General features: G+C 36.8%; 15 protein-coding genes. 4 read left to right on the forward strand and 11 right to left on the reverse strand.

Translation table 11 applies throughout. From position 1 onward, the window contains the following. Positions 1–207: 207 nt before the first annotated feature. The 10 genes from sufB to DLJ74_RS04175 form a co-directional block, all read right to left on the reverse strand. On the reverse strand, positions 208–1,605 hold the full coding sequence (sufB, locus tag DLJ74_RS04135) for a Fe-S cluster assembly protein SufB (protein WP_109983479.1): 1,398 nt from the start codon (positions 1,603–1,605) through the stop codon (positions 208–210). Positions 1,606–1,635: 30 nt separating this feature from the next. Then, on the reverse strand, positions 1,636–2,079 hold the full coding sequence (gene sufU / locus DLJ74_RS04140) for a Fe-S cluster assembly sulfur transfer protein SufU (RefSeq protein ID WP_109983480.1): 444 nt from the start codon (positions 2,077–2,079) through the stop codon (positions 1,636–1,638). Then, positions 2,069–3,289: a cysteine desulfurase gene (locus DLJ74_RS04145; protein WP_109983481.1), complete on the reverse strand. Its 1,221-nt coding sequence runs from the start codon at positions 3,287–3,289 to the stop codon at positions 2,069–2,071. Before DLJ74_RS04145 ends, sufU begins: the two co-directional genes overlap by 11 nt. Then, complete coding sequence (gene sufD / locus DLJ74_RS04150) at positions 3,289–4,596, reverse strand: Fe-S cluster assembly protein SufD (RefSeq protein WP_054859961.1); 1,308 nt, start codon at positions 4,594–4,596, stop codon at positions 3,289–3,291. The genes DLJ74_RS04145 and sufD overlap by 1 nt, the downstream gene beginning before the upstream one ends. A 17-nt stretch (positions 4,597–4,613) precedes the next feature. Beyond that, positions 4,614–5,399 (reverse strand): Fe-S cluster assembly ATPase SufC, encoded by a 786-nt coding sequence (gene sufC / locus DLJ74_RS04155; protein ID WP_054859960.1) that lies wholly within the window; start codon positions 5,397–5,399, stop codon positions 4,614–4,616. A 309-nt stretch (positions 5,400–5,708) separates the two neighbouring features. Then, positions 5,709–5,861, reverse strand: a complete 153-nt coding sequence (locus DLJ74_RS21070) for a YuzK family famiily protein (RefSeq protein WP_277678613.1) — start codon at positions 5,859–5,861, stop codon at positions 5,709–5,711. A 205-nt stretch (positions 5,862–6,066) separates the two neighbouring features. Further along, positions 6,067–6,381: a thioredoxin family protein gene (locus DLJ74_RS04160; RefSeq protein WP_109983482.1), complete on the reverse strand. Its 315-nt coding sequence runs from the start codon at positions 6,379–6,381 to the stop codon at positions 6,067–6,069. 11 nt (positions 6,382–6,392) lie between these two features. Further along, a complete protein-coding gene (locus tag DLJ74_RS04165; protein ID WP_109983483.1) occupies positions 6,393–6,746 on the reverse strand; it encodes a ribonuclease M5 in 354 nt (117 codons plus the stop codon). A 194-nt stretch (positions 6,747–6,940) separates the two neighbouring features. Further along, on the reverse strand, positions 6,941–7,324 hold the full coding sequence (gene gcvH, locus DLJ74_RS04170) for a glycine cleavage system protein GcvH (protein WP_054859958.1): 384 nt from the start codon (positions 7,322–7,324) through the stop codon (positions 6,941–6,943). A gap of 94 nt (positions 7,325–7,418) precedes the next feature. Beyond that, on the reverse strand, positions 7,419–7,775 hold the full coding sequence (locus DLJ74_RS04175) for an arsenate reductase family protein (RefSeq protein ID WP_109983484.1): 357 nt from the start codon (positions 7,773–7,775) through the stop codon (positions 7,419–7,421). 141 nt (positions 7,776–7,916) lie between these two features. On the opposite strand from DLJ74_RS04175, the gene DLJ74_RS04180 reads away from it, so the two are divergent. From DLJ74_RS04180 to DLJ74_RS04195, 4 genes are all read left to right on the forward strand, one after another. Beyond that, the gene (locus DLJ74_RS04180; protein ID WP_109983485.1) at positions 7,917–8,669 is read left to right on the forward strand and encodes a metal ABC transporter ATP-binding protein; all 753 of its coding nucleotides are present in this window, start codon (positions 7,917–7,919) and stop codon (positions 8,667–8,669) included. A 15-nt stretch (positions 8,670–8,684) separates the two neighbouring features. Next, entirely contained in the window at positions 8,685–9,557 is an 873-nt protein-coding gene (locus tag DLJ74_RS04185) for a metal ABC transporter permease (RefSeq protein ID WP_109983486.1), read from the forward strand. Then, positions 9,554–9,961 carry a Fur family transcriptional regulator gene (locus tag DLJ74_RS04190; protein WP_054859956.1) on the forward strand — a complete coding sequence of 136 codons (408 nt, stop codon included), beginning with the start codon at positions 9,554–9,556 and terminating at the stop codon, positions 9,959–9,961. The genes DLJ74_RS04185 and DLJ74_RS04190 overlap by 4 nt, the downstream gene beginning before the upstream one ends. Before the next feature lie 202 nt (positions 9,962–10,163). Next, positions 10,164–11,312, forward strand: a complete 1,149-nt coding sequence (locus DLJ74_RS04195; protein ID WP_109983487.1) for a glycosyltransferase family 4 protein — start codon at positions 10,164–10,166, stop codon at positions 11,310–11,312. Positions 11,313–11,367: 55 nt separating this feature from the next. Here DLJ74_RS04195 and DLJ74_RS04200 read toward each other — a convergent pair whose 3' ends face one another. Continuing rightward, on the reverse strand, positions 11,368–12,258 hold the full coding sequence (locus tag DLJ74_RS04200) for a M14 family metallopeptidase (RefSeq protein WP_109983488.1): 891 nt from the start codon (positions 12,256–12,258) through the stop codon (positions 11,368–11,370). Positions 12,259–12,302 lie beyond the last annotated feature (44 nt).

Genomic DNA, 12,302 nt, shown 5'->3' on the forward strand with positions numbered 1-12,302 from the left:
GATAAGTACCATTTTGAGGGTAGACGCTGGCTTTTTGGGCTTTACCTACTTGATAAGTACCATTTCGATTGATCTCTTCCCAAAGCCTGGAATGCCTGCTACGTTTTCCTCCTCTGCCACACGAGAAAAGAGGCACAAATCTGGCATGAATATACAAAATAAATTAGACCCCTGCCACACACTTTGTGTAGCAAGGGTCTTTTCATATTAACCGATTGAGCCTTCCATTTCAAACTTGATCAAACGGTTCATTTCTACTGCGTATTCCATTGGTAGTTCTTTTGTAAATGGCTCGATAAAGCCCATTACAATCATTTCCGTTGCTTCTTCCTCTGAAAGACCACGACTCATGAGATAGAATAATTGTTCCTCAGAAACCTTAGAAACTTTTGCTTCATGCTCAAGCGAAATGTTTTCATTTAGAATCTCATTATAAGGAATCGTATCAGATGTTGACTTATTATCCATAATTAATGTGTCACACTCAATATTAGAGCGCGCACCTTCCGCTTTACGACCAAAGTGAACCATACCTAAATAGGTTACTTTACCACCTTGTTTAGAAATTGATTTAGATACGATTGTGGAAGAAGTATTTGGTGCTAAGTGATGCATCTTGGCACCAGCATGCTGGTGTTGCCCTTTACCTGCTAATGCAATGGAAAGGGTATTACCACGCGCACCTTCTCCTTTCAAAATAATCGCAGGGTATTTCATCGTTAATTTGGAACCAATGTTACCATCAATCCATTCCATTGTGGCATTCGCATCACATGTTGCACGTTTTGTTACAAGGTTATACACATTGTTTGCCCAGTTTTGAATGGTTGTATAACGGCAATATGCATCCTTTTTAACAAAGATCTCTACAACTGCACTGTGAAGAGAGTTTGTTGTATAAGTTGGTGCTGTACAACCTTCTACATAGTGTACGGAAGCTCCTTCGTCCACAATGATAAGCGTACGTTCGAATTGACCCATATTTTCTGAGTTAATTCGAAAATATGCTTGGAGTGGTGTATCAGCTTTTACTCCTTTAGGTACATAGATAAAGGAACCACCAGACCATACGGCAGAGTTAAGGGCAGCGAATTTATTATCTGACGCTGGAATAACTTTACCGAAGTATTCTTTAAATAAATCTTCATTTTCTTTTAGAGCAGTATCCGTATCTTTAAAGACAATACCTAGCTCTTCTAGGTCTTCCTTTAAATTGTGATAAACCACTTCAGATTCATATTGTGCAGAAACACCTGCAAGATATTTTTGCTCTGCTTCTGGAATACCTAATTTATCAAAAGTTTGTTTGATTTCATCAGGTACTTCATCCCAAGAACGTTCAGAACGCTCGGATGGTTTTACGTAATACGTAATTTCATCAAAGTCAAGCTCTGAAAGATCACCACCCCATTGTGGCATCGGTTTTTTATAAAATTGTTCTAATGCTTTTAAGCGGAATTCTAGCATCCACTCAGGTTCTTCCTTCATTCGAGAAATCTCTTCCACGACTTTACGAGTTAAACCTTTTTCTGTACGGAAAATGGAAACATCTCTATCATGGAAACCATATTTATATTCGCCAATTTCAGGTGCTTTTTTCGCCATGTTAATACCTCCTATATTGGGATTTCTTGCTTAGTGCTCTTGATCTGTTGCGACCGCTTTTTCCATCGCCTTCCACGACAAGGTTGCACATTTAATTCTTGCAGGAAATTTAGAAACACCTTGTAATGCTTCAATATCTCCTAAATCGAAATCCACTTCTTCTACATCTTCACCAAGCATCATATCAGAAAAGATCGAAGACATCTTTAAGGCATCTTCTACTTTTTTTCCTTTAATTGCTTGGGTCATCATTGATGCGGATGACATACTGATAGAACAACCCTCCCCCTCGAATTTAGCATCTTGAACAATGCCATCATCAATTTGAAGGTGTAACTCAATTCGATCCCCACAAGTAGGGTTATTCATATCAATTGTAACAGATCCATTGTCTAAACTTCCACGATTACGCGGATTTTTATAATGATCCATAATGACTTGTCGGTACAGTGTATCTAAGTTATTAAAAGACATCGCCGAAATACTCCTTCGCTCGTTGTATTCCTTCCACTAGGCGGTCAACATCATCCGTCGTATTATACAAGTAAAAGCTTGCCCTTGCAGTTGCGGTAACATCTAGCCATTTCATTAATGGCTGAGCACAGTGATGACCTGCACGTACCGCAATTCCTTCTGCATCTAGTACTGTAGCCGTATCATGCGGATGAACTCCCTCGATATTAAAGGTGATAAGTCCTCCCCGATTTACAGGTCCGTAAATCGTTATTCCTTCTACCTCTGATAATTTTGATTGGGCATATTGAACAATTTCTTGTTCTTGCTTTTCAATGTTATCTAAACCTACCTCTTGAAGAAAATCAATGGCGGCTCCTAAGCCAATTGCCCCAGCAATAATAGGGGTTCCACCTTCAAACTTCCAAGGAAGCTCTTTCCATGTAGAATCATATAGATCAACAAAATCAATCATTTCTCCACCAAATTCTACTGGCTCCATTTTCTCAAGCAATGCTTTTTTTCCATAGAGAACACCTACACCAGTTGGTCCGCACATTTTATGTCCAGAGAAAGCATAAAAATCACAATCTAACTCTTGTACGTCCACCTTCATATGAGGAACACCTTGCGCGCCATCTACGACAATTATCGCTCCATTTTGGTGAGCAATTTCTGCTATTTCCTTCACAGGATTAATGGTTCCTAATACATTGGAAACATGGGCAATCGCCACTATTTTAGTTGCCTCGGTAATGGTCGAACGAACCGCATCTAAGGAAAGGGTCCCATCCTCTTCCATCGGTATATACTTTAGCTTTGCTCCAGTATACTTAGCCGCCTGCTGCCATGGAATAATATTACTGTGGTGCTCCATTTGTGTAAGCACAATTTCGTCACCTTCTTGTAGAAAATGACGAGCATAACCATAGCCGATCATATTGATAGAAGTAGTAGTTCCTCTTGTAAAAATCACCTCTTCAGTTGAGGAGGCATGAATAAACTGCTTTACTTTATCTCTTGCACCCTCATACTGATCGGTGGCTCTAGTTCCTAATGTATGCACCCCACGATGCACATTGGAATTGTTTTGTTTATAGTAATTATCTAAAGCTTCCATCACTGCAATTGGCTTTTGTGATGTAGCTGCTGAGTCTAAATAAACTAAAGGATGTCCATTAACTTCTTGGTTTAAAATAGGAAATTGCTCACGAATGGCACGTGCATCCATTAGTATACTTTCCTTTCAATAACCTCAGTTAATTGTTCACGGACTGCTTGGATTGGTATTTCCTTTACCACTGGTGCCAAGAACCCATGAATAATTAATCGTTCTGCTTCTTGTTGAGAAATACCACGGCTCATTAAATAGTACAGTTGAACAGGATCAACACGTCCTACAGATGCAGCGTGACCTGCTGTTACATCATCTTCATCAATGAGTAAAATTGGGTTGGCATCACCACGTGCATCCTTGCTTAGCATAAGGACACGTGACTCTTGTTCTGCATTTGATTTTGATGCACCATGTTCAATCTTACCAATACCATTAAATATAGAGGAAGCACTATCCTTCATTACACCATGTTGAAGGATTAAACCTTCTGATTGTTTACCATAGTTCACAATTTTCGCCGTATAGTTTTGTGATTGGTCACCACGGCCAACGGCAACGGTTTTAGCATAAGAATAAGAATTGTCACCAATCAAATGAGTAATATTTTCGGAAACCGTATTTCCGTCATTCATTTGACCTAAATTCCATTCGATTTTAGCATCTCGGTATGCGACACCACGACGGTTCACATACACCGTTGTACCACTAGAGAAATTGTCAACAGAGCCAAAATTAATGCTTGCATTATCATGTGCAATTACTTCAGCAACGATATTGGCTACCGCATTTTCTGATTTGTTTTGAGAAATATAATTTTCTACATATGTTAAAGAACTATTCGCTTCTGCTACCACGATGACATGATTAAAGGTCGCCGCTTCTGGATCTTCCTGCCAGAAAATTGCTTGAAGTGGTTCCTCTACCTGTACATTTTTTGGTACATAGACAAAGACACCACCGTTCATCAATGCTGTATGCAAAGCGGTTAGACGATGCTCATCTATTTGAACCGCATCCTTCATAAAGTATCTTTGAACTAATTCACTGTGTTCTTTCAATGCTGTTTGAATATCGGTTAAAATGACACCTTGTTCTGCTAATTTAGGCGCAATCGATTTATAGGCAATTGTTTGATTACGTTGAATAACCAGGTTTTCGTTTTGATTTTCCATATCAAGGAAAACTTGAATATCTTCTGGCAATTCATTTAATGACGAAATGGTAGTACCATCTACATCATGTTGATAATCATCAAAGTTCCAACGAACAATACGTGTTTTATCTGGTTTTGGCATTTCTAATCCTGCTGCCAAATCTAATGCTTGTATTCGTAAGTCTTGCATCCATTTCGGTTCATTTCGTTTTTCGGAAAAGGACCGAACATATTCCTGATCATATGGTAATTTTGTTTCCACAGTCATACGATACCTCCTAATCCTTATGCGTTTTGTCCTACTGTTTCATCTTCGATTCCAAGTTCTTTTTTAATCCATTCATATCCTTCTGCTTCAAGTCTTTGTGCTAATTCTGGTCCACCTGATTTCACGACACGTCCTTGCATCATAATATGAACATGATCAGGTGTAATGTAATCTAGCAAACGTTGATAGTGTGTAATAATTAAGCAACCGAAATCGTCACTACGCATTTTGTTAATACCTTTTGCTACAACTTTCAGTGCATCGATATCAAGACCTGAATCAATTTCATCAAGGATTGCAATAGCTGGTTGGATCATCATTAATTGAAGAATTTCATTTCTTTTCTTCTCTCCACCAGAGAAACCTTCATTTAGGTAACGCTGTGCCATGTTCTTATCCATTTCTAGATAATCCATAGCAGAATCCATTTCTTTGATGAATTTCATTAAAGAAATTTCATCTCCTTCTTCACGGTGTGCATTAACAGAAGAACGTAAGAAATCAGATGTGGTCACACCACTAATTTCACTTGGATATTGCATTGCTAAGAATAAACCTGCTTGTGCACGCTCATCTACTTCCATTTCTAATACATCTTCACCATCTAATAGGATTTGTCCTTTTGTTACCTCATATTTAGGATGTCCCATTATTGCTGATGCTAAGGTAGATTTACCCGTTCCATTTGGACCCATTACCGCATGGAACTCCCCACCATTAATCGTTAAATTAACACCTTTTAATATTTCCTGACCTTCAATTTCAACATGAAGATCTTTAATTTCTAAAGTAGATCTAGCCATAAATAACAACCTCCAAAACATATTTATCTTGATATTAAGTGAAATTTACATCCATTCTCACTTTATTCTCATTATAATCTTATACTATTTCGAATCTATAATCAACCATTAAAACATCGCTTCGGTTCATATTATATCACAATTACTCATAGATGATCGAACATTCCAAGACAACAATCTTCTCAGAAAAGTCTAAATACTGATTATAGTGTTGTAACTGTAACCGTAGAGTACTAGTTTTCTTCGTAACAAGCAAAAAAACAACAGCCTAAGATCAGCTGTTGTTCTATTTATTTCTATTATAATGATTTATCTATGGACTTGACGTTCTACATCTTGGACTACTCTTTGGCTTTCCATGTAACTTTTCTCTCTAGCTCTTTCTACGTTCATTCGCTTAGAAAGTTGTCTACTGTATTGTGCATAGCCAACTCCATGGTTTTGTAGCATAGCTTTTTCCATCTCTGTCGTGTAGTTAAGATGTAACTGTTGGTCATTAATAATAAATCAATCCTTTCTTTTGATTACAGATAATATTTTACCATCAACCTCTTTATCATCCAACTTGACTGACGGCGATTCTGAAGTACTGTGTAACCATTAAAGAAGGATATCATTAGATGATTACGGTATTTATCCATTTTTTCTTAAATACTCGTATTTTTTACTAAATACTCCATTTTTGCTTCCAATCTTCTAGCACCCCAAACAATTTCGTAACAGACTCAAACGCATATAATCGTGATTCCACCACATCTTCTTTTACTAATAATAGGGATGGAACACTCTCTATTTTATTTTTTTGCATAAACTCTGGAAAAAAAGAGGCATTCATGCGATGTATCGTCAGATTGATGTCTGCCTCTTCTAATACATGTAACATTTTTTCTGCTAATTGACAGGTTGCACAAAAAGGAGTATGAACAAAAACAATTGCTGGTTTGTGAAATGGGCGCCAGTTGTCTTTTGTTATTTCTTTCATATTTATCCCCTTTATAGCAAATAGTTCGGATTTATCATGATGTGTGAAGAAATCAATGCTGCCGCGAGCTCAGGTTCCGGGGTTGCCGCAACCTCCCTAAAAGCTTTATCAACATAGATATGCACAGCATGCGGTAGTTCTCTCGATAATTGTTTCCTTAACTTTTTTCCAGCATTATCCTCGTCTACTAGAATATAAACATCGCGATGATCCATATGATAAGCTTCAATCAAATTTTCTAGCCGTTCTAATCCAATGGTTCCATTTGTACAAACAATTTCCACTTGATCATCAATCACTTTTTCAATTTTTTCTTTATCTGTTCGACCTTCCACGATAATTAGTTTTGTATCTAAATTTAGCATTGGCTCACCTACTTCATCAGACTACAAACACCGGAGACAAATTAGTATCTGTCTCTAAGACATCCCTAATTAGAAGTCTTACTTTATTGTATGGATAATTGGATAAAAGTTATGAGTATTAACATGAAAACGGAACAGATTCTTATACAAATTAAGCATTCGCCTATTATGCGAATGCCAACTTGTCGTAATGATTACTCTTCATTAATCATATTCTCATAGTCATCTGCAGACATTAAATCATCAAATTCTGCCTCATCACTAGGTTCCACTACGATCATCCATGCCTTTTCATATGGTGATTCGTTTACTAATTCTGGGCTATCCTCTAAATCTTCATTCACCTCAACGACCTTACCGCTAACCGGTGCATATAGCTCAGAGACCGTCTTCACAGATTCTGCACTGCCAAATGGCTCGTCTGCTTCTACTTCATCTCCAACCTCAGGTAATTCGATAAATACAATATCACCAAGTTCTGATTGGGCATGATCTGTAATACCAATTCTTACTTTTCCATCTTCTTTTTTTACCCACTCATGTTCTTCTGAATACAATAATGATTCTGGTAAATTCATCTAAAACCCTCCATAAACTAAGACTGGTGGGGTTTCGCACGCCCCCACTATTAATTAGCTTTTTGTAAATGCTCTCCTCTATTTAATATAATCGTTATTTCCAAGTTTGGTCAAATATTTCCTCTTTAAATCCTACCGTTACTTCTTCGTCACCCACAACTAATGGTCGCTTAATTAACATACCATCTGAAGCTAAATATTGAATTAATTCTTCCTCACTAGCTTCGTTAATTTTATCCTTTAGACCTAGTTCACGATATTTTTTCCCACTAGTATTGAAGAATTTCTTTATCGGAAGATCACTTTTTTGAACAATTGCTCTTAATTCTTCTTCAGATGGTGGATTTTCGACAATATGTATTGGTTCATAATCCACACCATTTTCATCTAGCCATTTTTTTGCATTTCTACAAGTACCGCACTTTGGATACCAAAAAAATTTAATACTCATCGATTTTCCTCCATCCTTTGCTAGTCTAACTTGCTATGCTTATTTTAGCTGATATGAATTAATGGAAGCAAGTAATTCATATTTACAAAACGGAATGATTACGATAAAATGTTTCTATATATTTCTTTAAGGAGTTTTTCTATGAATGAAGACATTGTAAACATGCATAGTGTCGATTTTTATTATGGTAGCAGACAAGCATTATCGAATATAGATTTTTCCATTAAATCCGGTGAGTTTATTGGTTTAGTTGGTCCAAATGGTGGTGGTAAAACTACCTTAATAAAGCTATTACTTGGTCTTGAAAAACCAACTAATGGTTCTATTTCTTTATTCGGGCAATCCATCGAAAGATTTAAACAAAAAAACAAAATTGGTTATGTATCACAAAAATCCAATACCTTTAATCGTGGGTTCCCCGCAACCGTAGAGGAGGTAGTAGCCATGGGCTTAACCTCAAAAAAAGGATACTTTAGGAGATTTACTAAACAAGATAAGCAGAAGATTAAACAAGCCATTGCTCTTGTTGGAATGGAGGCGTATAGTCATGATAATATTGGAGATCTCTCAGGAGGACAGCAGCAACGAATTTTTATCGCTCGCGCCTTAGTAAGTGACCCTGAATTACTTATCCTTGATGAGCCAACAGTTGGAGTAGATGCGGAGAACGTTGAAAAATTCTTTAATTTACTTCATGAGCTAAACAAGAAAAACATTACATTATTACTTGTTACTCATGACATCGGCACAATGACTCATCATGCATCACAGGTTGTATGTCTAAATAAAACGTTGCATTTTCATGGTGATCCTAAAGTATTCCAAGAAATGACGGATCAAGAGGTTTCTCAATTCTATGGACATCAACTGAATCTCGTGTCACATCAGCACTAAATCGGAGGAACATTCATGTTAGCAAATTTATTAGAATTCGAATTTTTAAGAAATACATTTTTAACTGGTATCATCATTGGTATTATTGCACCATTACTAGGTGCTTTTATTGTGGTAAGAAGACTTTCCTTAATCGCTGATGCATTATCACATGTCACTCTAGCGGGTATTGCATTTGGATTATTAATGGAAAAAAAGACTGGAATTCTATGGATTACTCCTTTTTATTCTGGACTAGGCTTCTCCGTTATCGGTGCTATATTAATTGAACGTTTGAGACGTGTTTATACAGCCTTTCAGGAATTGGCAATCCCGATTATATTATCTGGGGGCGTTGGTTTAAGTGTTATTTTTATTTCCATTGCCAACGGATTTAACACGGATTTATATAACTACTTGTTTGGATCTGTCTCAGCGGTAAGTAGAAACGATTTATTTAGTATTATCGTAATAGCTATCATTGTTTGTGCCGTCATTTTTTTGTTTTATAAGGAATTATTTCTTCTTTCTTTTGATGAAGAACACGCAGAAGTAACTGGGATTCATGCAAAAAGAATTCATTTTATTTTCATTCTACTGACAGCACTTGTCATTGCAGCTTCGATTCGAATTGTTGGAGTGTTACTCGTTTCTGCCCTAATGACCTTGCCTGTAGCCGCAAGCATAAGAATAGCAAAAGGGTTTAAACAAACGATTATTTATGCGATAATATTTGGAGAGGTAGCAGTAATTTTAGGACTTATCAGTGGATATTACCTCGAAATTCCACCAGGGGGAACGATTGTGGTTCTTCTAATTTTCTTATTAATAGCTACTATTATCGGTAAAAAAATAACTCAAAGCTTGCTTAATAGAAAGCATCAAAGCCATGGTGAGGTGTTGAAATGAATAAACAAGAAGCTTTAGGTTTGTTAAAGGAAAAAGGATATAAATATACAGAAAAAAGAGAGCATATGATTGATTTCTTCGTTGTGGAGAATCGTTATAGAACAGCACGAGATCTTCTTGAAAATATGGAACCTAACTACGAGGGGATTAGTTTTGATACCATCTATCGGAATTTACACTTATTTGATCAGCTTGGTATCTTAGAGTCGACAGAACTGAATGGAGAAAAACATTTTCGACTGAAGTGTGATCACCATCATCATCATCATTTTATTTGTAAAAACTGTGGAGTAACGAAAGAAATTCATCATTGCCCTATGGAACTAATTGATGAAGAATTAAAGCAATATATGATAGATGATCACAAATTCGAAATTTATGGCTTTTGCCCTTCCTGCCAGTAAGAGGTAAAATTGATTTTTAAACCGTGTAAATCCACCAAGAGATTTATACGGTTTTTTTCATCATAAAAAAATCCTTCATTCCCCTCCTCTACTTGCCCACACCTTTTATGTTTTACATTTATTTTACAATAATAAGTTGTTCTTTACATTTATTCGACATATGTTTGAATGGAAGGACTCAATATACGAGGGGTGTGACAAAATGAAAATCGCCATCTTCACAGACACGTTTCTCCCTGATGTAAATGGTGTAGCGAAAACACTAGGTAGATTAACCCGTTATTTGGATAAGACGAATCATTCTTATATTGTTATTTCACCAAAAAGGAGTCGAAAGGAGCAAGGAACGAAACAAATCTATTTGCAATCAAGCTTTCCTTTCCCACTTTATCCAGACTGTCGTATTTCAGTCCCTAACAAAAATGAAATCAAGGAGCTTTTACATTCCTTTAATCCTGATATTATCCACGTTGCAACGGCTTTTTCAATTGGTTTATGCGGAATTCGCTATGCCAAAAAATTCGATATTCCTTTAGTAGGCTCCTATCATACTGACTTTGATCACTATCTTCAATATTATCATCTTCCTCTATTATCCAAACCATTATGGCGTTATATGGAATGGTTCCACCAATCTATGGCCCGCATTTTTGTTCCATCAACCTATACGTTCGAACAATTAAATAAACGAAATTTCTCCAACATTCAAGTATGGGAGCGTGGTGTCGATTCTTCGATATTTCATCCAAACTATTCGAAGGATCAAATCAGACAAAAATATAATATATCGAAAAAATATATACTCAGCTATGTAGGGCGACTTGCACCAGAAAAAAATATGGATACTTTATGCTATCTTATTAATCATATGTCAGCAGAATTCAATGACCAAATCCATTGGATGATTGTGGGAGATGGTCCAGCCAAAGCAAGCCTTGAGAGTCAAATCGAAAATAATAATGTAACATTCACTGGTTTTCTACCACAAAAAAGAGTAGCGGAAATAGTTGCTTCTAGCGAATGTTTTGTATTTCCTTCTGAAAGTGAGACCTTCGGAAATGTAGTACTTGAAGCACTTGCATGTGGTACAGCAGTTGTAGGAGCTAATGCAGGTGGTGTGAAAACGATTATTAAGGAAAGCTTTACAGGGATTCTTTGTGACAAGGGTGATTATTCTATGTACCTTACTGCTATCGCAAGCATCTTAGGTAACGATAGCTGGCGAAAACAATTAGAGGAAAATGCCGTTCGCTATGCACACAAGCAAAAATGGGAGGATCGCTTTGAAGAGCTATTGGCAGCATATCAAGCCGTTATTTCTCACAAGCAAACGATCACATTAGAAGCATAAAAGGTAAGCATCATCAGCAAGTGGCTTAAGATTGCCGCATGGATAAGAAGCATGTTTAGGTACCTAAACATGCTTCAGCTAAAAAGATACCAACCTCTTTATTTTGTTCCCAAATTTGATCAAAATAGGTAATTGGAACTGGCCTAGGTCCAATATATGGGGCGATTTCAATCGTGAAGCTTGGTCTTTTCATTTGCATCAAAAACCAATCAGTAAACCCCCCACCACTTGGTTCACCGTCTGGTTCGACAAGCTGATAACCTGTCAGCTCTGCCAAATCGTTAGCTAATCCTTTTGCCTGATTTAGAAGTTCGCCAGTAATTTTATATTTCCAAAAAATTTCTTCTCCGGAAGAATGATAACAAGCAGCATTACAAAAGTCTTTCTCAAGGACAAATTGATACAATGCTTTTACTTCTGGTTCACTTAAAGGTTGTGCCCCTTTATACATTGCAGGTGCTGGTTTCTTCATTTGATCATCAATTGATTCCCAATCAACTGGATATTGTCTGTTTAGATCAACTCCACGGATATTTGCCTTCCATGCACGAAAATCGTCTGATTCATTGTTTAATGTGCGGAGAAAAGGAAGATTACTTCCTGTTTGTACAAGAGTAACCCCATCTGGATTGACCATCGGGATAAACCAAATCGAAACATCCTGTAGCAATTTACGGAAATCTGCTTTTAATTGCACTAACTCACAATAATATTCGATCATATTCATCAAAAGCGCTGTCGTTAGCCATTCCCTTGCATGATGTGCACCATTTAATAGGACATTTTTCGAACCTGTACCAAGTTTTATGGCAAACAACTCTCTCTTTTCCACCGAATAACCGATTATTTCCTTTGCTAAGTAAGGATATTTGATACAAAGACAGTCGATGTCCACCTTCATCTGTTCAAAGGTATATATTTTCCTCGGATCAACAATTGCTCCCATTTAGCATCATCCTTAAGCTATTCTTCTATAGCTTATGTATCAAA

Origin of the sequence: Gracilibacillus dipsosauri, assembly GCF_003176895.1 — a bacterium.
Classification (GTDB): Bacteria; Bacillota; Bacilli; order Bacillales; family Amphibacillaceae; genus Gracilibacillus; species Gracilibacillus dipsosauri.